Source organism: Streptomyces sp. NPDC015032, from assembly GCF_043080425.1.
Taxonomy (GTDB): domain Bacteria; phylum Actinomycetota; class Actinomycetes; order Streptomycetales; family Streptomycetaceae; genus Streptomyces.
In genome coordinates, this window is record NZ_JBIBVN010000013.1 from 157,025 (window position 1) to 178,490 (window position 21,466).

The window sequence follows — 21,466 nt, forward strand, 5'->3', positions numbered from 1 at the left end:
ATTCTCTCACTCCGCATGATCGAGGCCCGGACCGACGGCTGTGTGAAACACTCACGGGGTGTTGCTGACCTACGTCGATGAGTCGTACGACCGAGACCATTACTGGATGGTCGCTCTCGTGGTCGCGGAGAAGCATTTACGACCGCTGCACAAAGCCCTCGACTCCGTGGTGGCCAAGGCGGCCGATCACTATCCCGTCGACCGTCATGCTGAACTGCACGGCCATGCCCTGGTGCAGGCCAGGGACGACTGGACGCGGATGGGGAACAAGGGGCACAACATGGTGCGCGCCCGCATCGGGGTGTACGCGGACGCGATGAAGGCGATCGGCGCACATGACGTACAGGTCATCATCCGTGGGCTCGACCTGAAGGCGGCCGGAGCGCGACGCACTGACGACTGCCCGCCGCCCCATGAGACGGTACTGCGGCATCTGCTGGAGCAGATCTGCGCACACGTGCAGGTGCGGGACGAACTGGCGCTGGTGATCGCGGACGAGATCGACGGAGCGAATGACCACCGACGTCACTTCCGCGACTACCAGCAGGCGGGCACGGGCGAGAGCGTCAGCAACACGCTGCCGTGTCTCGTCGACACCATTCACTTTGCGCCGTCGGAGGCGAGCCGCCTGCTGCAGGCGGCCGACCTGATCGCCTACCTGCACCGGCGGCTGGCCAGCGGCCAGGACAGAGATCCCCGGGCGCGTCGCACCAACGAGAAGCTGTGGTCCTACGTAGCTCCCCGGGTCGCTCATCAGCACTGCTGGATTCCGGAGCAGTCCGCCGGCCCACTCGCCTCTCCCGTGCCGACGCATCAGGGCTGAGCAGCACAAAGGCCCCGCTTCCGCGGGGCCTGAGGCGAACCGGGCGTCGATTTCTGGAGACGTCCCTGAGACCGAGGCTAGCACGCCAGGACGCGGCACGGCTGCCCCCGTGAACGCAGTGCGCCCCCTTCTCAGCCCAGACCGAACTGGTCCCGCAGAAGCCCCTGGTGAAGGCGCAGGGTGCGCCCGTCGGGCAGGGTCTCCAGGACCTGCACCCCGTCGTAGTTGAGCAGCTGGCGCAGGACCGCCGCGAAGCCGTCCGCACGGCCGACCGGGAAGTCGACGCGTTGTGCCAGCGCCGTCACCGGCAGGGTCCCCCCGGCATCGGCGAGCTCCTGTACGGCCTGCCGGAACCTGTCCAGCTCGCGCTCGCGCGGCTTGCGGGCCAGGAGCTCCACCTGGTCCTGGAAGGCCGCCGAGGCGAAGAGCGCGGCGACCAGCATCTCCGTCTGCGTGCGCAGCTCCGGGGTGACCAGGGCGTCCGTGGTCTCGTCCGACGGGACGATCACGACGTCGAAGAGGGAATCGTGTGTCCGGGCCAGTTCGGCCTGCGTCTTCGACGGTGCCTGCCGTACCGGCTTCCTGGAAGGGGGCGCGACGCCGGATGGGGCCGGTACGGGTGCGGGAGCAGGCGCGCGTTCGTCCAGGAACCACCACGGGGGCCGCTGGTCGCCCAGCTCCCGCCAATCCTTGGGCGGTGTCGCTCCGAAGGGCAGGAAAGCGAGGACGGGGATGGCGAACTCCGCAAGGGAGGCACCGCCGTGGTAGCCGGCCTTGTGCGCGGTGTAGCGGGAATCGGCGTCCCAGAGGGCCACGATCGACGCACCGGGGTCGGGCCAGACCACCCGTGGGCCGGCCAGCACCACCTCCGTCGCGCCGGGCTTCCTGTCCGGCAGGCGGTGGCGGGCCGATTCCGGAGTGTCCGCGCCGACCTTCGTGCCGTGCCGGTCCACGACGTGCCCGTGGTCGCTGGTGATCAGGACCGCCATGCCCTGGGCTGCGGCAACCCTCAGCAGGTCGACGAGACCGGGGATGTCCGCAGCCCGCCACGCCCCGTCGCCGAGCTTCTGTTCCTTGGCCAGACGATCGTCGATGGCGTTCAGGACGACTGCCACATGGGTGCGTCCGTCGGCCAGTGCGTCACCGAGACCGGGGCCGAAAGTCTCTCCGGCGCTCGCGGCGCGTAGGTCGTCCTTGTGGAACACGGCCGCCTGAGCGCCGCCCCACAGTTTCTGCTGAGGGAAGAGCCGCTTCTCGTCCGCCTGGGCCCCCTTCATCAGCCGCCCGGCGAACAACGACGTACGAGAGACAGCGGTGAGGGTCGGCAGGGCGGCGGCCATGGCCCGACGGCGCGGCTCGCCTTCCCTGACCGGGTCGAACTCGGCCCACGAGGAGCGGAGTTCCTCGCCCAGCTCGGTGGCGATCGCCGCACTCATGCCGTCCAGGACAAGCAGCAGAACGCGTCGACTGTCCGTGCCTCGGACCACGGGCTGTACGACCCGGTCGAGGAAGGACTCCACGGTGAGCATGGATCCGGGGTGCGTGCCCGCTGCGGTCCAGGTGGCCAATGACCGCGCGAAGTGCCGGTCGATCTCATGCCGTCGTTCCCGGACGTGCGCCCCCAGTTTGTCGTACGCGGAGCGCAGGACGGGGTCCGGGTCTCCGCCGGCCTCGATGTGTTCCAGGGCTTGATCCACCCACCCGGTCTCCGAAAGATGGCGCCTTATCCCGTCACCTGTCGAGTCACACGCCACGGAGGGTTCGCCGGCGAGCCACTGTGCCAGGCGCCCGCCCATCCGGGCCCTGCGAATGCGGGATCGGGCGTCGGGATCCTCGGCACGCCGGTGATCGTCCAGGTCGCGGATGGCTTCGGCCAAGGGGCCGGGGCGCCGGTCTTCGAGAGCCCGCCCCACCGCAGTGAAGCGCGCTTCCAGTCCCAGGGGAAGCAAGGGACTGGCCTGGGCGGCGGACTCGGCCCCGAACTGCCGGACCAGGGAGGACGCCCGGTCCAGGATGGTGTCGCTGGTCCGGCGTGCCTCCCGGGCCTCGTCGTTCTCCCCGTCCCGGTCTCGGGTGGCAGCGGTCAGCAGTACACTCGCGTATTCCTCGCAGGCACGTCCGAATGAGGACGCCAGGGCATCGAGCTGCTCTCCGGAGGGCAAGGACTGCTCGCCGAACCAGCGTTCGGCGCGGCCTCGCGCCCGGTAGACGTCGGCGTCGGGCGCCGCGTGCAGCCACAGTGCGCCGCACACCAGCCCGAATGCCACGGCGTCCGCGCCATGATCGGCCTCGACCAGAGCCAACAGGGCCTCGCCTGCCAGTCCCGCCTGGTCCGCTTCACCGAGGAACTCCCGCAGACCGGCCCGTTCGGGCCCCCGCAGTTCCAGCAGTCGTTCAGGGCCACCGGGACTCAAGGACCAGCCAAGAAGGGCGCGGGTGTCGAGGGCGTCCGCTGCTCCGGTCACCGGCCGTCCACCCGACTCGGTGTCGTACCTGCCGAGCCTGAGACGGCGCAGAGCAAGTGCGGAGAGGGCTTTCTGCCGGGACAGCACACCACCCGCGAGCGGGGGCCAGCCACCGGGAGGAGTCGCGTCCAGCAGGGCTTCCGCGGCCCAGTTGGCGTTCTTGAGCCGGGTGTCGACCTGTTCGGCACCGAAGGCCTCGCGTACCACGTCCCAGCTGTCGAGCGTGTCGATGCGCTTCTTGTGGGCGCGGGCCAGGATCGCGGGGTCGAGCTCGCTCTGTTCGCGGTCCGTCAGCACGACGAGCACAGCGGGGCCGCCGGAACGAGAGTCCTGAACTGCGGTCTGCTCACCGAGGTGGTCCAGAAGGAGTTCGTGTACTGCCAACGGGGAGGGGGCCACAGCGATACGGGCTGTGCGGCCGTCGCCCCACGCGGGTTCGGCGGGACCGTCCCACTGGGGCGCGGAGCGCAGCAGGACCGCACGGCGACGCCCGGTACCGGTGAGGGAGGCGGCCAGCGATGTCTGGGACGACAGGTACTGGGTGATGGTGGCGGCAGTCAGCCGCGTGGTCACCTGCATGGAGCTCATGATTCGACGACCCGCCAAGTGATCTCGACTGCCGCACCGGGCTCACGTGCGGCCAGCTCAGCGATTTCCGCCTGCAGTTCCGCCACGGCACGCGAGGCTGTGGTGCGGCCCCCTCCCGACCGCTGCACCCGCGAGCCGCCGGAAGCCGGTGCGGGAGCGCGGTCGGTGGGGACGGGAGGGTGACTGGTGTCCGTGTTCAGCGGCACCTGGTTGGCGCTCGGTGCGGCGGGAGCGGGCGGCGGGGGAGTGGCTGCGGCGCGGTTGCGCTTGATCAGTGCGAGGACTTCGCGCTGGGTGCGGGCCAAGGCGTCCGGCAGGGGGCTGGTCCGCTGGTCGTCACCTGCCGCGTTGCGCAGGGAGTCCAGCAGAGCCTGTCCCTCGGGGCCTTCGTTGGTGGCCAGCTCAAGTGTGGTCCAGGATGCGTCGGTCAAGGCCCTGGCCACGTCCTTGGCCTGGGTGATCGACGAGCCGAAACGGTCCGCGCCGACCTGCCCGAGGTCGAAGGCCGCCAACGCGTCCACCGTCTTCTTCGCACCGGCCGCGCCCTGCCCTGCTGTCCGGGTCAGGGTTTTGAGTAGTTCGACGGACCGCCGGGCGAGCGGGAGCCGCCCCGATTCATCGGTGGCGTCGAGCTGGAGGAATCCTGCGTGCTCCTCCAGCTTCGTGACGAGAGCGACCGCGTAGTCCTCGTGAAGGCGTGCCTGCTCGATGATCTGACGGGCGAACTGGTTGACCATGCGCCCGCGTCGCAGGGTGGGAGCGGGCTTCCCGAAGATTGTCTCGAAGCGCAGGCGTGCTGTCTCCCAGCCCTCCTCCGATGGCCGCGGCTGGCTGCGCAGCGTGTCGACGTCCTTGATCTGCGACAGCTCGGGTGCGGGGTCGAGCGGCATGCCACCGCGCACCCACACCCGGTCGTCCATCTCGGCGAACGAGGCGACGACGAGCCGGGTGAGGAAGTCGGGGAGTCCGCGCGGCTGCGGCAGGTCGGTCCAGTCGGTCAGCGTGATCACGGAGAGGTCGCCGGTGACGCCGCGCTCGCGGGCCAGCTGCCGGAAGTGGTCGGCCCAGTACAGGGACAGCTCGAAGTAGGCCTCCTTCTGCTGTCCCAGGCGGAGCGGACCGGCGATGCGCTGGAGGAGCTTGCGGTCCTGGGCCGGGACCTCGGTCCGTCCGTCGCGCGCCTCGGCGGCTGCCTGGATGTGGGGGAAGACCTTGCGGGCGTCGGCCGCCTTCAGAGGGATGCCGGTGTTGTCGGGATCCAGGTCGGGATGGTCGGGGAACTGGTCCGCCAGGAGCTTGCCCGCGACGTGCCGCAGACCGTCGCGCAGGGACTGGCCCATGGAGAAGACCAGTCCGTCGACGTCGCGCAGCGACTGGAGGTGGTCGCCGAAACCCAGCTCCACATCGGTGGGCTTCTTCTCGGCCAGACCGTACGCCTGCTTGAAGGCTGCCTTCACGTTCTTCAGCAGGGACTCGCGCTGGGTTTCCAGCAGGCCCTTGGCGCGGGCGCGGTTGTCCGCGTTGAGGTGGCCGGCGTACTGGCTGTCGAAACGCTGCCCGTCGGAGAGCGCCTTGTCGATCACCACCAGACGGCAGAAGTCGGTGTACCGCTGCGCGGAGAGATGAGCCGGCAGCCAGGCGACCGTACGGGAACGCTCGCCCTGGAGCTGCTTCTCGCGAAGTCGGCGCATGCGCTCCACGTCCTCGGCGGTCCCGTACTCGCTCTCGTCGTACGGAAGGTCGACGACGATCCGCCACAGGCCGTCCTCCTGTGGCATCAGCTCGTGGTCGGGCAGCTCCTCCTCGTCGGCGACATTCCCGAAGACGACTTCGGCGCTGCGGCTGGTGCCGCGCCAGTCGAAGTTCACCCGGCTCGTCAGCTGCCCGTGCTCCAGCACGAGTTCCTCGGACAGGATCCGCTTCGCCAGTGCCTGGCGGTTGCCCGGGTTGTCGTTGACCTTTGCGTTGGCGATGACCGAGTCGACGTCCACGCCGGTCAGTTCGAGGCGTACACCCGGGTTGGCGTCGGTGCCGGTCTCCTTGATCTCCGGGAAACGGCCCGCCCATTCGGCGACCTTGTTCTTCAGGATGCCGTACTCGCGCCCCGGGATGGGGGCGACGACGGAACCGTAGTTGAGGGCGGAGAGGCGGCGGATCGTGAGGTCGGCGAGCGCGGGGACACTGGGCGCGAGAGCGGACAGCAGCAGGGTACCGACGATCCGGTTGTCACCGACGAAGGTCTTCACCCGGCCGCGCAGGTCCGGGTCGGTGATGCTGTCGGGGCCGCGGTGGGTGTACTGCTCGACGTCCTCCTCGGACACGTTGTACGTGCCGAGCAGATACGGTCGGAGCTTGGTGCGGTAGAGCTTGTCGGCCGCCTCGAAGACGACCTTGAGGCTGTCGGTGAAGGGCTTGTCGCCGCCCGCCGTGATCAGCGGGTAGAGGTCGCCCACCGGGATCAGGTCGCCGAGCCGCAGCTCGTCACGGTGGTCGGCGAGCAGCTGGCCCATCAGCTTCATACCCGTCCGGTTCCGCTGGAGCGCGGAGGAGACATGGACCAGGGTGTCCATGAAGGCCGGCGAGAAGGGGTACGTCAGCCGGAAGCTCTCCTCGTCGGCGCCCACCCCGTCGGTACCCCGGTCCGAGCCCAGCAGGGTGTCCCACACCTCCTGGCGGACCTTGCGGGTCTTCTCGAACTCGGCGTTGACGAGCGCCGCCGACTCCGGGTCCTTGGGGGTCAGCAGCCGGGCGTGCGCGACCTGGGGGAGGTTGCGGTCCTCCAGCGTGATCTTGTCGAAGCGGCCGGACGCCAGGTTGAGGGTGTCCTGGATGGACGATTCGGCCGCTCCCGACACCTCCTCGCCCACGAGCTCCCGCAGGTCGCGCTGGCGGGCGATGAAGGACACCACGGGGACGGCACGGCGGGCGTCGCCGCCCTCCACGAAGTTGGTGATCTTGCTGGCTTCGCGGGCGACGAACTTCTGGTCGTGGATGAGAGTGGCAAGCCAAAGGATCAGCTCGTCCATGAAGAGGATCAGACCGTCGTAGCCGAGAGACTTGGCGTGCTCGGCGATGACGGACAGGCCCGCGTCCAGGGAGATGAACCCGTGTTCGTCCTCCGCGGCGTTCTTCGTGAACCCGGGAAGGAGGTTGGTGCTCGCGTCCTCGACGAGACGGGCCCGCAGCTCGGCCGGGGTGGACGGGCTGACCAGGTTGAGCGCCTGGCCGGACTCGTGCACCTCCTCGGCGGCGAGCGCCGTGTCCAGGAGGCCCGGCTCCCAGGCGAAAGCCTCGCCCCACTCGTCATCGTCGTCCGCCGTGTCGGGGTCCGAGGACGCCAGGCCGTCGATGATGAAACGGTCCCCGTGACGCTCGCGCAGAGAGCGGATGTTGTCGAAGAGCGCGTCCGTCCGGTACACCTGCGGCGTCGGCGCCTCGGGGCGCACCTTCTTCACGTGGCTGACGTAGCCGCCCAGGACCCGCTGCTCCAGCGCCTTGGCCCCGAGCATGTGGTACGGCACGAGCAGGAAGTTCTTCCCGGCCGTGCCGAGCCAGGCGTGCTTGGTCAGTACGGGGTCGAGATCGTCACGGGACCTGGCGGCGGGGCTGCCGCTGAGCAGGGCGTGCAGCACCGCCATGAAGTGCGACTTACCGGAACCGAACGAGCCGTGCAGATAGGCCGCCTTGGACGTGTGACCGTCCAGTGCCGCCTTGATCAGCCCCAGCGCCTCGTCGAAGTTGTCCCGCAGCCGCTCCGTGACCACGTAGTCCCGCAGAGCACGCTCGGCGCCCTCCCGGGTCGTCGCCTCCGAGAGCTGGAGGACGAAGTCCGAGGTCGAGAGGGACTCCTTGATGTCGATGACATCGCGGAGCAGGGGCGGCTGCTGGGCCATGGGCGGGTCTCACTCTCCGGCGGGCGGTGGCAAGGGTGCCGTCCGATCGTATGGCGTAGGTACGACAACGGACCAATACTTCCGCAATCACCGGATCAAGCGGGAACGGCCGCCTTGGCCCCTGTCTCCGGATGGACGAGCGAGCGCAGCTTCTCGCGGGTCTCCGGATCCGTGGAGTAGATCATCGTCCCGACCATGCCCCGGGTCAGCAGTACCTTGTACGTGTTGCGGATGAGCCGGTTGACTTCGGCGTCAGGGGTCGCCTTGGTGAAGATCGGGTCCTTCGAAGCGGTGCGGTCCACCACCCACTGGTCGGTGCGCCACACCAGGTCCGGTCCCATGATCACGCCCGACCAGTCGTACTCGAAGCCCTGGGCGGTGTACACACAGCCCACCTGGCCGAAACCGGCCGGATCGTTGGCCCAGAGCGGTGCCGACGGGGCGCCGAACAGGGACCGGTCGCCGGGCACGTTCCAGGGCCGCGACCAGTCGCCGATGACGACGTCGCGGGGCAGCTCGGACATCTCCGGTGTGATCCTCGTGGTCCATTTCCAGCAGTACCCGGCCGCCATGCGCGCGCTGTACTTCTTCCCCTCGCCCTCTTCGCGGCGGGCGACGAGGAAGTCCTCCAGCTGCTGCGGGCTGTCGGCGGTCAGCAGCTCCACCTTGCCGTCCGGCTCCCAGACAATCGGCCCGTCGCCCTCGAGACCGAGCAGGTTCGCGACCCACTTCACGTAGGCCTCGCTGCCGCCGCAGCGGAACTGGCTGTCCAGCTCCACCACGACGCAGTCGAGGCCCTGCGCGGTGGCGGCGTCCTTGATCTGCTCCTTCGTCCCCATCTCGCCGGGGCGCACCACCTGGTGCTGGTCGAGCAGGAACACCGGCACCCGGGCCGCGTCGATCAGCTCCGCCACCTGCGGGCGGTCGGTGCGCAGAGCGGCCCTGGTGTAGCGGTTGGCGGACGTCTTGCGGAGCCGGTGCGCCTCGTCGCAGATGAGGACGTCGAGGTCGTTGGGTTCGGCGGCCATGAAGCTGTTGAAGTACTTGAACAGCTGCTGCACCTCGGGCTTTCGGGCGCCGGCGATCTTGCGCATGGTCTTGGTGAACGAAGCCGAACCGGTCGCGTGCAAGGCGGTGTCACCGCGCCGGTACAGCTCACCGAGGAGCGAGAGCGCGATGACACTCTTGCCGGAACCGGGCCCGCCGGTCACCACGACCACCTGCTTGTGGTTCGACCGCTTCGCCTTGCGCACCGCCGACAGCACCAGCTCGTAGGCGATCCGCTGCTCGTCGAGGAGGATGAACTGCTCGCGGTCGCGGACCTCGGCCGCCGCGACGGCCATCAGCTGCTTCGACGGGCGCGTCCTGCCCTGGACGAGCAGATCGGCCGCCCCCGCCCCGGTCTTGGGCGCGAGCCGCGAACGCAGGAAGTCGAGGAACGCCCCGCGCTGCTCGGCGGTGTACATACGGCCCTGGAGGTCCTCCGGGACCTCACGCAGGGAGCTGATGCCGAACTCCGTCGCGTTGTGCAGGAACGCCACTCCGGCGACCGACTCCGGCGCCCGCTCCAGCGCACCGTTGAACGAGAGCAGATAGGAGCAGTAGCCACGGACCTGCTCGATCGGATTGAGCACGGGACGCGGATACGCGTCTATCCGGCACAGAAGGGGATCCTCCTCCTCGGCGAAGGCCTGGCTCCACTGCTTGAGCTCGACCACCACGTACGACGGCTCGCCGGTCGACGGGTGGACCCCGGCCAGTATCACGTCGGCGCGCTTGCTGGTCAGGGGGAGGGTGTACTCGATCAGCATCTCGACGTCGTCGAGTCCGGCGTCGAGCAGCGCGCCGGTGAGAGCGGGAAGGCTGCGCTCCCAGGAACGCACCTCGGACGCTCCGGGCCGGTGGCCGTGCGCGTGCCGGAAGTTCTCCATCAGGTGCAGCGCCAGCGTCCCTTCGAGGTTGCGGGCGGCGACGGTCGCGGCGGACTCACGGAACAGCAAGGAATGCCCCCAGGCAGCACGAAGTAGCTCGTGCGGGTGGGGGCATGTCCTCTTCAGTCCGCTGACGCGGAACGGAAGCCCGTCGGGCCGCAGATGATCTCGTTCATCCTAGGACAGGGGGCGGATCGGGCGACGGGGGTTTCGGGCGGCGGGGCGGGCTCGGGCGAGCCCGTGCGGACGCGGCGGGTGTCTGCGCGGCCGGAGCGCCGGGCCGTGGTGCACGGCCGATGCCCGGCAGGCCGGACGGTGATCAGATCTTGTGCCGGCTGCGTGCGTTCACCTCGGCGAGCTGGGCGCTCAGCAACTCGTCCCGGCTGGGGGGTCGTACGCGGGCGGGGTCCGCGTCCCACTCGCGGCCTCCGCCGAGCGGGCGGAGCTGGAGGTAGGGGCCCTGGTGTCCCATCACCATCCCTACCCGGCCGCTCCCGCTGTCGAGCACGGTCGCCCCGACGGCGGGGACGCCGTCGTCCGTTGTCACCTGGCCGTTCCGTTCCGGATCACGGCGGCCAGGGCCAGCGCGACGGGAGCGGAACAGACGCCGAGGTGGACGAGGGCGTAACGGACCTCGCCCGTGCGCTGCGCCTCGCGCTCCTCGCCGTGCGCGGCAGCCTGCCCGTGCGGGTGGATGACGTCGGCCCAGGGAGTACGGACATCCATGGCGGGCAACTGGATGCCGGCCTGGCTGAGGGCGGCGGCGAGGGTGTCGCGGGCTTCGAGAGCCTCCGTGGTCCTGGCCGTCTCCATCCACCGTTCGACCGGTGGTACGGGAACGTCGGCGCCGCGAGTGGGTCCGTCAGGCGATGTCCGGCGGGGGAGGGACGGCCTGGGTGTCATGGTGGCTTCCTTCGGTTGGTCGCTGCGCGGATTCTCCGCTCGACCGCAGAGCGTCAACTGCTCGGCGTGAGGGGGTTGGTGGTGATGATGGCCCCAGCTCGGGCAGGACTCACCGCAGGAAGGTGCTGCTTCCCGGGCGGAAGTCACAAGTTCCACACGTTCCACGGAGGACCGGTTGAGGGTGACGTTCCTCGGTTCCGGCCGTTGACTTCACGTCGAAGGTCACCGTCTGCGAGACGGTTTTACAGGTGGGTTACCGAGAAGATGGGTAGCCTGCCGAGCCTGGGGGTGAGTCGTGGATGTCGAGATGAAGGTCGAGGGACAACTCGGTGCCATCACGTTGTCTGCCTTGCAGGAAGTGCTCGGCAGCCTGAATCGGTTACTCAAGGGCATGGGGGGCGGCGCGGAGTGGAGCCTCGCCGGGTTGGACGAAGGCAGTGCGCTCGTCGCGGTCCGCCCTCAGGACAGCGGTGACGCAGATGTCGGCCGCCGCCTGCTCTGCGTCGTCAGGGAGTTGGAGGAGCGCCCTGAGATCCCCTCGCTCGAAGACGAAACGACAGTCCGCAGGGTTGCTGCCCTGACGGGTTTGGTCGGGAAGCGCGGAGTGGCGGGACTGCGGGTACGTACGGGTCGTCTCTCGCCGTGGTCCCAGGCAGCCTCGTTGTCGCCGACCGTCCGGCTCAACGCCTTGCAAGCGCTCGACATCAAGGCAAGGGCGCGCAGTTCATTCCGGGGGCGGTTGGACAAGGTCAACTTGAGGGGGCGAACCCCGGAGTTCTCGCTGTTCAACGAAGCCCGAGGGTTGGCGCTGCGCTGCAATACGGCAGATGAGGAGGTAATCGAGCAGGTGAAGCTGCACGTGGGGGAGATCGTGACGGCTCGGGGGGACCTGGCACGAAACGCCAGGCACCAGCCAGTCCACCTTCGGGTGGATCAGCTGAAGGTGGTGGAGACCTCGCGCCGGCAGGTGAGCGTGGAGGATTGGGCAGGTGCTTCGCCGGGTTGGACGGGCGGTCTCAGCTCTGTCGAGTTCCGTGCGTCGACAGCGCGACGCGGACGCGTGTGAGGCCTTCCGCTGAACTGGACGGGCAGACGAGCCTGCTGATTCCTGGGCAGAAGGGGCTCAGGGTGATCACCGGCGACGGATCCGCCTCCTGAGCTCTGCCTTCTGTGCTCCGTGTGACGCGCCGGTTCGGGGCCTCGGGGCGGGCGGCCGGGGCCAGGGTCTCGGGCAGACGAATAATCACCGGCTCGCCGTCCCGGCTTCCGGGTCGGGTGACTTCCTTCGGCTGCTCTTTCGCGGATTCTCCTGCCTGCTCACACGCCCTTGGCTACGGTGCGTGAGGGGCTGCTCGAGAGAATGGCCCAGCGCTTGGGCAGGGCTCGACGGGGTCGAGAGTGTTCTTCCCCCGGTGGGTGAGGCAAGTTCCACACGTTTCACGGAGGGCGCGATGCCGACGAGGCGGGCGGTCACAGGCCGCAGCAGGGAACCACGGGCACGGTTCGCGGAGGAGTTGCGACTGCTGCGCACCGCGCGCGGCGACAGTCTGCGGCAGCTCGGCGAACGGCTGGGCTGGGACTGGTCGCTGTTCGGCAAGATGGAGAAGGGCGAGACGGTCGGCGGCCCGGAGGTGGTGCAGGCACTGGACCACTACTACGGGACGCCGGGGCTGCTGCTGGCGCTGTGGGAGCTGGCGATCAGCGACCAGACGCAGTTCAGGGAGCGGTACCGGCGGTACATGGCGCTGGAGGCAGAGGCGACGAGCTTGTGGCACTTCGCGGTGAGCGTGCTGCCGGGGCTGTTGCAGACGCCGGGGTACGCGCGGGAGGTGCTGGCCGCGGGTGGGATCAAGGAGCCCGAGCTGACGCAGCAGGTGGAGGCTCGGATGGGGCGGCGAGAGCTGCTGGAGGGTGCAGGCGCGCCCCCATTCCGGACGATTGTGTCGGAGGCGGTGCTCCGGACGCAGTTGCGTGACGCCGGTGAATGGCGAGGGCAGTTGGAGCACCTGGGTCGGGTGGGGGAGCGGGGCGAAGTCACGGTTCAGGTCCTGCCGTTCAGTGCGGGGCCGTACGGACTGGACAGCACCGATGTCTGGTTCCTCCGCCTGGCTGGCGGGCGTACCGTCGCCTACACGGAGAACGCCTACAAGGGCGAACTCATTGAGGCGGACGGGCCGGTTGAGCGGCTGCAACGTGCCTACGATGCGGTACGTGACTTGGCCTTGCCCCCTGCCGAGTCACGGAAGTTCATCCTGCGCATGTTGGAGGAAGTACCTTGCAATCCCTCGACCTGAGCGCCGTTAGCTGGCGCAAGAGCTCCTACAGCAACTCGGACGGTGGTGCGTGCGTGGAGGTCTCCGGCGACTTCGCCGCTGTTGTGCCGGTGCGTGACAGCAAGCATCCGAGCGGACCCGCGCTGACATTCGCGGCGGACGGCTGGTCGTCCTTCGTCTCCGCCGTAAAGAGTGGCGTGCTGGGCGTCTGAGGCGCGGATTGCGCAAGACGGCCCCCGCTGGTCAGCGGGGGCCGTCGGTGTCTTCGTGTGCGGCCTACTTCTTCTTGGCGCCCCGCTTGGTGGCGACCGGGCGCCAGGCACGCAGGTCGTCGTCTGTGAGACCGTGCTCGCCCTGGATCATCTGACGGTCGCCTCGGAAGAAGGAGGCGGGGGAGGCGCCGAAGGCTGCGTCGAACTCGTCGTGCCACTGATCCAGCCAGGGCTGGAGCTCCAGCAGCCCTGCGACGAACGGGGTCAGTTCCTCGGTTGTCAGTGCCTCATGGGAGGCGATGTACGCGTCGAGTGCGTACGCCTGCTCGCGGTGATCCCAGCCGGCCCAGCCGTATAGCTCAGGGGTGGCGGCATTGCTCTGCCCGTACGAGACGAACCGCTCCTTGGACACATCGAGTTTCCCGCGCGCCTTCCAGAGCGAGCCGCGCAGGAAGTCGGCCGAGGTGTACTTCGGCGGTACGGGGATGCTGTCCCGGATCCTGCGCTTGGCCAGCTCGTCAGGAGCGGCGTCCTCCTGCCGCTGGAGGTCCCACACGTGTTCCCAGTCCGCGCGCTTCTTGAGCCCAGAGGGCTTGTAGCGCAGGGCGGCGAGGAACGGCACGTGTTCGCCGGTCATCAGCTCGGCCACGACGAGGTGGAGTTCCTTGTGCGGCTCGTAGATCTTCGCGACGGAGACGAAGTCCTCGTCGCGGGAGAGCGCGTCGGTGAGACGGGAGAGGGTGACGAGGGCGGGCAAGTCGTTCTCGTCGAACCAGTGATTCCGGTTCTCGATCCGGTCCAGCAACCACGAGCGGAGGGCCTTTTGCTGGAGAGCGTCCCACCCTTCGGTGGCCCAGCGACGCTTGTACTCGGGGCGTTCCACCATGCCGATGGCACGGCTCGACTCGATAGCGTCGATGCGCTTCTGGATCACCTTGCGGTAGGCGGCGGGCCAGCGGGCGGGGATCTCGGTGATCTGCGTGGCCCCGTGACGGTTGAACCACTCGCTACTAGCCTCGCCGGCCGCGACTCGGCGGGCGAGTACGATCTCGAACGCGCGCTCGCCGAGGGCGATTTCGGGGATTTCAGTGGAGTCGGGACCGTCAGGGATCCACAGGTCGTCTGGATGCAGGCAATAGAGGGAGTAGACCTGCCAATCCAGCTCCTCCTGGAGAGCGATCATGCGTGCGCGTGAGCAATTCCAGCTGCCTTTAGCCGCGCGGAGGAGAGGCAGTGTCGGGGTATCTGCGGCAACGAGTGTTGTAGTTGTCGATGTTTGCGAGAGGTTCTCAATCGCTCGGGCAACTTGGGTTGGGCCCGTTGTGGGGAGCGGGAGCTGCTCTACGTTACCCCCGGTGAACTGGTAAAAATCCTCAAAAGGGACGGTGCTCTGGCGTGCCCCTTGTGAATCTACTGTGCTACCTGCGTTATGGCTGACCTGTTTAAGCCAAAAGCATGCAGTCGAGCTGTTGAGGATACCGAGAAGGCTGAAGTGGTCTTCTTCGGTAGCGGAAGCAGGCAGCTTGACGACTGGAGCGGACCGATTGAATACCTTTCCTCCGCGATCAAGTACGAAGTGGTTATGTGTCGCGATGAAAGAATATGGAATCGACCACGGGTGAGCTGTGCCATTCTTGGGGAGGCGGTGCCATTCCCACCAGGAGAGCCCGGATTGGAGGTAATTTCCCTTACTGCCAGCTGTGCGATGCCACAAGAATGACCTCAGCGGCCAAAAATGCCTGACGAATGATGTGTTGAGTTCCGCCAAAGGCAGAAGCTTTCGATCTGCGTCGTAGGGCATGGCCATAAATTCTTTGTCGCTGAATCCCCATTCGCGGGCGTGGTCACCGCGATGGCTCTCTAGAGCATGGAGCTCGCGAGCCTTGGTTGCCAGTGGGCCTGATGCGGGTAGCGTGAAAGCTTCATCGGCATGGGTGTCACCGTCGAATCCGACGCCCCAGGTCCTCGCGGCAAGAGTTGTAGTAGCGGCGGATTCGATTGCGTCTCTGACATCGCCAGCCCCGCCCCCGGTTAGGCTCCAAGGGTGGGTTGAGAGCAGAGCCTGGTCGATGTCTTGCGTGCTTACCCAAGGCGATTCACTGCTCGGTGCATCTATCTGCTGTACAATTGCGCCCCACACATGGCCCTCCGCAGGGTTTGGCGGAGTGGAAGGCTCACCAAGAATGCTCATCACGGTGCGGATCGTAGAGTAACGTTTGCCGCCAATTCGTGGTCGCCCCACCAGAATTACAGTGGGTGTTCCGTGTCCGGGGATGTAGGCACCTGACGTGTCAATAATTTCCGTCAGTTCAATCTCGTTCGTAAAAAAATCTTCGATCAGGCGCTTGCCGAATTTGCGCTTCATGAATGAGCTTGCCGTAATTTGTCCAACGTGTCCTAGGCGTCGATCTCCAGATCCATCGCGCAAGGCCAAATCGAAGAAGCGCTCGGCGAATGGCACAGAAAAGCTGTACAAACCGAAGCAGCTCTTGTAGAGATTCCTGTACACCTCGCTGAGGCTCTTGTCTGTGACTTGAATGTAAGGCGGATTCCCGACCACTACGTGGTACCGCCCCGACAGGAGGATGTCTCCGTGTTCCTGCACATCCTCTGTCTCGTACTTGAAGTCGGCCAGCTCGTCCGCGCCCTCTTCCTCCAAGTCGTCAAACAGATTCCCCTGCTTGTGTCGCCGCTTGATCAGCGAGTCCCCCACCGCCAAGTGAATAGGCCACTCGCACCCCGCAGCCTCCCCCAGCGTCCGCACCCCACTGGCCGCCATAGCCGCCACCAGCAACCGGAACCGCGCCACCGCCACCGCGAACGGGTTCAGGTCCACCCCGTGCACCGAGTCCAGCGCAGCCCGTACCCGTTCGTGCCGGTCCTTCCCCGGCTGCCCGTCCGCCCACAGCTTCACCAGCCGCCGGAAGGCGCCCAGCACGAAGTGCCCCGACCCGCACGTCGGGTCGATCATCTTCAGCTCTGCGTACCCGAACTCACGTACCGCAGGGTCCATCGTCCGGTTGAGGATGAACTCCTCCACGAACTCCGGGGTCTGGAGCAGCGCGTACGTCTTCCGGGCCGCCTCGCTGAGGTCCTGGTACAGGTCGCCCAGGAAGCGTGTGTCCCAGCCCTTCGTGCCGTCGCCGTCGTCCTCCAGTGGGTCCGTGAAGTCGTGGACCAGCTCGCCCACCTCGTCCCGGCCGCGCCAGAAGTCGACCAGGTCGCGGGCTCCGTCGTGGGACAGCGGGATCTGGAACAGCGGGTTGTGCTTCTTGTCGAAGAGGAGCCGGCCTGCCTGCCCGGCACCCAGTTCCTCGAACGCCGTCTCCAGCCAGCCCCGGTAGGTCGGATCCTCGGACGTCGAGACGTAGTCCTGGAACCGGGCGAGCGCCAGGTCGCGGCGGTCGTCCTCGGGGGCTGTCAGATACGGCTCGGGGATCAGCCGGTTGTCCTCGCAGAAGCGGACGAACACCGTGCCCAGCACCCACGCCACGGCGACCTGCGTGACGCGTTCGTCGAGCCAGGAGCTCCAGGTCGCCGCCGTACGCCCCAGCTTGCGGGCCCGGTCGTATTCGGCGCGCAGGCGGGTACCCACCTCCGTGACGGCCTTCACCTGCTGTGCCAGATCGGTCTCGGCCACCTTGACCTGCTGCTTCAGGTCGTCCAACAGCGCCTTGCGGTCGATCACTTGACGTCTCCCTGGTGTGCTTCGGTGCCGCCGTCAGCGACTGAGCCGGCCCGGTGGGCGTCGTCCACCCACGCGTCCGGAAGTTCGATCCACTCACCCAGCCCCGCCTGGTAAGCGACCGCGGTCTGGCCGAGCCTGGGCTCGCGGGCGGGGTCGCCCTGCGGTACGAGGAGCCACAGCCCCCGCCCGCCGTGCCGTGCCGCCTGCGCGAGCCGGTGCAGGACGCCCATCGCGTCGTACCGGGCGAACACAGCCGCGTCCGTCAGCAGGACCGGCGGCGTTGCGGCGCCGCCCTCGGCCAGCAGCTCGCGGACGCGCGGCTCGACCGTCCCCCAGGCCGTGCGCGCGTACTCCGCGAACTTTGCCGCGCTGCGGTGACCCGGCTCCGCCGCGTCCGCCTTCAGCAGGGTCTCCCACGTCGGCTTCGTCCCCGGCGGGACCAGCGCGTGCAGGGATGCGAGGAACAGTTCCGTCACCGACAGCACGTGTGCGCCGATCCGGCTGCCCGTACCGCCGAGTGCTTTTACGGCCTTGGGGGTCAGGTCCTGACGCACGGTCAGTACCCGGTAGCCGTCCTGGCGGGCCGAGGCGGTGAGGCGCTCATCGGTGCGGACAGCATTCGCCAGCACCGGATCGTCGGCGTACCGCGTCACCAGGCCCACGTCCGTCGCCCGGCGCCAGGTGCCGGTCGTCAGATAGCTGGACGCCGTGTCCATCCGGGTCGGCAGATAACGCAGCGTCCCGGTGTCCTCGCGCGTCGAGAGCGTCAGGTCGAAGCCGGCCTCGCGCAGTGCCTTCGTCAGTGGTCCGGCCGTTGGAAGGTCGTGCGTCGTGGAGCCGCGACCGTCCGGCACTACGAGTTCCGGGAAGCGGGCCCGTACCCGCTCGTGCACGTCCGCCCCGGTGATCCCCGGCTGCCGTCCCTCCGGCACTCCGGGGATCAGCCGGACCAGCCCGGCCTGGGTGAGCCGCAGGGCGCGTACGAAGTCCAGGTCCCGGGGGTAGATCTCCAGGCGCGGGGTGGCCGCCGCGTTCTCGGATGCGGCGGCCGCCAGTTCGACCAGCCTGCGTTCGTCCCACTCCACCGTGCCGGGCGGTGGGGTCAGCGCGCCCAACTCACCGAGGACCGTCGTCGCCGTGGGCAGCGTGTCCTGCTTCGCGAGGCTGCCGGCCTTCCTGCCCAGACGGGTCGCATAGTCGAGCAGACCCGGCGCCGTGGGGGTGTCCGGCGGGTCGCCCGCGGTCCCCGTGGACTCGTCGGCCTCCCGCACATCCAGGGCGAGCATGCCCGCGCCGAGGGACTCGTCGGTGGCCCTGCGGTTCGCCTGGTGCTGGAACTGGGCGCTCTCCGGGTCGAACTGTTCCAGCTCCACCACCGCGCGTACCGCCGCGAGGGCCAGAGCACGCCGCTGCTCCCGCTCGAGCAACTGGGTACCGCGCCGCAGGGCCAGGGCGTCGGCGATCTCCGAAGCCGAGGCGATCCGGCCGAGACCGGCCAGCAGATCGATGATCTCCGCGCGCAGTGCCTGCACGGTCGGATCCTTCTTCCAGCGCTTACGCTCCTCCTTGAGCATCTGGTAGATGCGCTGCGAGGTCACGCCGATGGCGCCGGCGACATCCTTCGGCCGGGGCCAGACACCGATGTCCGGGAGTGCCCCGCGCTCGTTCGGCAGGCGCAGCAGCAGCCGGACCATCTCGACCTTGTTGTGATTGGCACCGTTGTTGTTCAGCTCCGGTACCAGGATCGTGGCGAGGGCATCGAGGCTGACCGAGCGGAGCGCCGCCCCGGGCAGACCGGACGTGCCGGCGCCCGTGGCGAGGGCGTCGAGGACGGTGGCCTCACGGGCGGTCAGCTGAGCGATCTCCTCCTTGGCCTCGGCCCGGCCCCGGGGAGTGAGCGGAGACACCGGCGTCTCACTGAGCAGCTCACCCCACTCACGCTGGCGGCGCTGCACCTCCCCACGGGTCTTGGCGCCCAGCCCCGGCGCGTTGACGAGCTTGCGACGGCTGTAGTCCAGGAGCCCGCCGACCGTGGTGATGCCCAGGCCGTACAGGACGGACTGGGCGGCCTCGGTGAGACCCGCGGTCGACAGGTGGGTGTCACGCGTGACCTGCTTGGCCAGCTGGTCACGCTGCTGCTCCGCGGTGAGCGGCTCGGCGTCCGCGATGGTCGGCCGGCCGTCGTCGGAAGCCACGGTGGCGGCTTCGGCGCGCCGGGAACGGCTGGATGGAACGGCCTGTGAGGCGTCCAGGAAGATCTTCCGCCAGGCGTCCCGCATCGGCTTCAGCTCGGGGAACCGCTTGGCCGCGTCACGGTGCAGTGCCCTCTGGAAGAAGGCGACCAGGCCGTCGCGTACCGCCGGTTCGAACGCGTCGGCCGCGAGAGTCGGGAACGGGAACTCCCCGCTGTCCGTCTGGCGGGGCAGGACCGAGCCATCGCCCCACCGGGGCAGCTCACGCGAGGCCATCTGGTGCAGGGTGACGGCGACCGCGTACCGCTCCGCGTGAGAGTCGTAGGCGGTGCGGGTCAGGGTGCCGATGAACGGGTCGAGGTAGCCCTCCGTCCCCGCCTCGTAGTCCTTCGCCGGGTAACCGGCCAGCGAGAAGTCGATGAGGACCAGCTCGCGGGTGCGGTTGGGACGGACCCGGATGGCGATGTTGTCCGGCTTGATGTCCCGGTGCCAGACACTCTCGCCCTCCAGGAAGTCCACCGCGCCGAAGAGGTAGTCGCCGTATGCCTCCAGCTGGTCGATCGGGAGGCGTCCGCGGTCCCGGAGCTGGCGGGCGACCGTCTCCTCACGGGCCCGGGTGCGGCTGCCGCCGCTCGACTTGGCGCCCTCCGCCGCGTCGTCCCGTTCGTCGCCCACGTACTCCAGGACCAGGAGCGTGCGGCCCGCGATGCGCAGCGGCTCGGGTTCGACGAGCCGGATCACCCGGGAGTCGGGACGGAGGCGGCCCATGACCTGCGCCTCATGGGCCAGGATCTCGCCCCGGCTGTCGGACAGGGCCGCCTTGAGGACGGCCAGCGGCCGGTTCCCGCGTGCCTCGGCCTCCAGGTCGCGCACCAGGAACGCGCGGCTCGTCGAGCCCGTACCGAGGCGGCGGCGGACCTCCCAGCGCCCGCCGAGGACGTCCCCCGCGACGGCTTCGAGCGGGTCCTTCTCCGGCGCCTCGGGTGCGGTCGGGGAAGCTGGGGCGGTCAGTGTGTCCTCGACCAGCTCCAGCATCTCCAGGAACTCGTCGACCGTGGACAGCCGCCGCTCCACGAGGTACGCGGTGGCCGCCTGCACCAGGTCGTCGATGTCCTCGGACAGTCCGTCCACCAGGGAACTGGGACGCAGCCCCTCACCGGCCTCCAAGCGGGCCAGCAGCTCGGCCTGGCTCGCGGCCGGTGCCTTTCCGGTGACCAGGAGATAGGTGAGGACGCCGAGGCCGTACACGTCCATGTACACAGGGTCGGCGTTCGGCGCGCGCAGCTCGGGCGCCAGGTAGGCGTCGGAGTCCTCCGCCAGGTGCGTGGTGGACAGGGCGGTCGGTGCAAGCCGGGCCATGTTCGTCGCGGCGCGGCCCGAGCCGCTGCGCTGGGTGGCGATCTGCCAGTCGGAGATCTGCAGATGAGGAGCGAGCCAGGCGGCTTCCTCGCCCATCGCCTGTTCCCGTGGGCCGCGGTCGCGGGGGACGACGTGCACGGAGTGCGCGGCCAGCGCCCGGTGGTAGATCCGGCTGGAGTGGGCGGACCGCATCGTCTCGGCGAGCTGCCGTACGAGTGCCATGCGGCCGAGGATGTCGAGCTTGTCGCCGTACTGGAGCAGGTACTCGTCCAGGCGCAGGGTCTGCGGGTGGTAGTCGAAGATCAGCGCCGGCCCGGCCGTGTGCCCCGACGGGTTGTACTGCTTGAGCTGCACCGCACCCACGTGCTGGAACCGCTGCAGTACGGCGGCCTCGCGCCGAGCGGCGTTCTCCACCGACTTGCGGATCGTGGCGTCCGAGCCGCGCTCCCGGAGGTAGATGCGGACGCGGGCGGACTCCGGCAGCTCGGTGTGCTCGGCCAGGTAGTCGGCCCAGGTCGGACCGGTGTCGAACGACTTCCGCTTCAGCTCGTACGGACCGACCTTGTACTCGGCCTCGCTCTTGCGAATGCCTACGCGGGTGAGTGCGGCCTTGATCTCGCGGGAGCCGATCGCCGTGATGCGGCGTCGTTCGTCGCTCGGCGGCTGCTTCAGCATGTCGACCAGCTGGTCGACGCTGTACACGCCGTTCTGGTCGTGGGCGGGCAGCCGGATGTGCAGGGAGCCCTCGGTGAAGCAGACGGCCTCGCCCACCCAGACCCGCTTGCCGTTCTGACCGAGCAGGCCAGCCAGCTCCTTGGCCTTCTTGTCGACCAGGTGCAGCGGGTTGCCGTGCGGGACGCGGCGGCCGTTGGGTGTCGTCTGGACCCAGGTGCCGTTCTCACTGGCGAGGGAACCGTGCCAGTTCTTCAGCTCGATCATGCAGACGCCGCCGGGAGCGATGACGAGCAGGTCCACCTCGCGCACGTGGCCGCTGTTCGCGGTGAAGGTGAAGTTCGACCAGGCACGCCACGGGTCGGCGTCCGGCAGCTTCTCCCGGATGGCCTTCAGCCCACGCCGCTCATGGTCGAACTCCGACTCGGTGACCGTGGTCCACCGGCCTTCTCGCATGCGCTGTCCCC

Annotated in this window: 11 protein-coding genes; 4 read left to right on the forward strand and 7 right to left on the reverse strand. The window is 68.5% G+C overall.

Translation table 11 applies throughout. The features are described 5' to 3' along the window. Positions 1-58 precede the first annotated feature (58 nt). Positions 59-823 (forward strand): DUF3800 domain-containing protein, encoded by a 765-nt coding sequence (locus tag ACF08M_RS20430; RefSeq protein WP_392186662.1) that lies wholly within the window; start codon positions 59-61, stop codon positions 821-823. A 131-nt stretch (positions 824-954) separates the two neighbouring features. On the opposite strand, the gene pglZ is transcribed toward ACF08M_RS20430, so the two are convergent. The 5 genes from pglZ to ACF08M_RS20455 all read right to left on the reverse strand — a co-directional run bounded on the left by pglZ (position 955) and on the right by ACF08M_RS20455 (position 10,603). After that, positions 955-3,867, reverse strand: a complete 2,913-nt coding sequence (pglZ, locus tag ACF08M_RS20435; protein WP_392186663.1) for a BREX-2 system phosphatase PglZ — start codon at positions 3,865-3,867, stop codon at positions 955-957. 5 nt (positions 3,868-3,872) lie between these two features. Then, complete coding sequence (locus tag ACF08M_RS20440) at positions 3,873-7,769, reverse strand: phage resistance protein (RefSeq protein WP_392186664.1); 3,897 nt, start codon at positions 7,767-7,769, stop codon at positions 3,873-3,875. A gap of 95 nt (positions 7,770-7,864) precedes the next feature. Beyond that, a complete protein-coding gene (locus ACF08M_RS20445; protein WP_392186665.1) occupies positions 7,865-9,769 on the reverse strand; it encodes a DNA/RNA helicase domain-containing protein in 1,905 nt (634 codons plus the stop codon). Positions 9,770-10,019: 250 nt separating this feature from the next. After that, positions 10,020-10,247, reverse strand: a complete 228-nt coding sequence (locus tag ACF08M_RS20450) for a hypothetical protein (RefSeq protein WP_392186707.1) — start codon at positions 10,245-10,247, stop codon at positions 10,020-10,022. Beyond that, positions 10,244-10,603, reverse strand: a complete 360-nt coding sequence (locus tag ACF08M_RS20455) for a hypothetical protein (RefSeq protein ID WP_392186666.1) — start codon at positions 10,601-10,603, stop codon at positions 10,244-10,246. The genes ACF08M_RS20450 and ACF08M_RS20455 overlap by 4 nt, the downstream gene beginning before the upstream one ends. A 295-nt stretch (positions 10,604-10,898) precedes the next feature. Between ACF08M_RS20455 and ACF08M_RS20460 the strand changes: the two genes are divergently transcribed. The 3 genes from ACF08M_RS20460 (at position 10,899) to ACF08M_RS20470 (ending at position 13,088) form a co-directional block, all read left to right on the forward strand. Continuing rightward, positions 10,899-11,669 carry a hypothetical protein gene (locus tag ACF08M_RS20460; protein ID WP_392186667.1) on the forward strand — a complete coding sequence of 257 codons (771 nt, stop codon included), beginning with the start codon at positions 10,899-10,901 and terminating at the stop codon, positions 11,667-11,669. A 385-nt stretch (positions 11,670-12,054) separates the two neighbouring features. After that, positions 12,055-12,897: a helix-turn-helix domain-containing protein gene (locus ACF08M_RS20465; RefSeq protein WP_392186668.1), complete on the forward strand. Its 843-nt coding sequence runs from the start codon at positions 12,055-12,057 to the stop codon at positions 12,895-12,897. Continuing rightward, the gene (locus ACF08M_RS20470; protein ID WP_392186669.1) at positions 12,879-13,088 is read left to right on the forward strand and encodes a DUF397 domain-containing protein; all 210 of its coding nucleotides are present in this window, start codon (positions 12,879-12,881) and stop codon (positions 13,086-13,088) included. Before ACF08M_RS20465 ends, ACF08M_RS20470 begins: the two co-directional genes overlap by 19 nt. 64 nt (positions 13,089-13,152) lie before the next feature. Here ACF08M_RS20470 and pglX read toward each other — a convergent pair whose 3' ends face one another. Together pglX and pglW are read right to left on the reverse strand one after the other, a co-directional pair. Next, positions 13,153-16,776 carry a BREX-2 system adenine-specific DNA-methyltransferase PglX gene (gene pglX, locus ACF08M_RS20475; RefSeq protein WP_392186670.1) on the reverse strand — a complete coding sequence of 1,208 codons (3,624 nt, stop codon included), beginning with the start codon at positions 16,774-16,776 and terminating at the stop codon, positions 13,153-13,155. Continuing rightward, positions 16,773-21,455: a BREX system serine/threonine kinase PglW gene (pglW, locus tag ACF08M_RS20480; protein WP_392186671.1), complete on the reverse strand. Its 4,683-nt coding sequence runs from the start codon at positions 21,453-21,455 to the stop codon at positions 16,773-16,775. Before pglW ends, pglX begins: the two co-directional genes overlap by 4 nt. Positions 21,456-21,466: the final 11 nt, after the last annotated feature.

Coding starts and splice junctions, on each gene's coding strand:
- ACF08M_RS20440 (WP_392186664.1), bottom strand. CDS start 7,769: ATGGCCCAGCAGCCGCCCCTGCTCCGCGATGTCATCGACATCAAGGAG.
- pglZ (WP_392186663.1), bottom strand. CDS start 3,867: ATGCAGGTGACCACGCGGCTGACTGCCGCCACCATCACCCAGTACCTG.
- ACF08M_RS20455 (WP_392186666.1), bottom strand. CDS start 10,603: ATGACACCCAGGCCGTCCCTCCCCCGCCGGACATCGCCTGACGGACCC.
- ACF08M_RS20465 (WP_392186668.1), top strand. CDS start 12,055: ATGCCGACGAGGCGGGCGGTCACAGGCCGCAGCAGGGAACCACGGGCA.
- pglW (WP_392186671.1), bottom strand. CDS start 21,455: ATGCGAGAAGGCCGGTGGACCACGGTCACCGAGTCGGAGTTCGACCAT.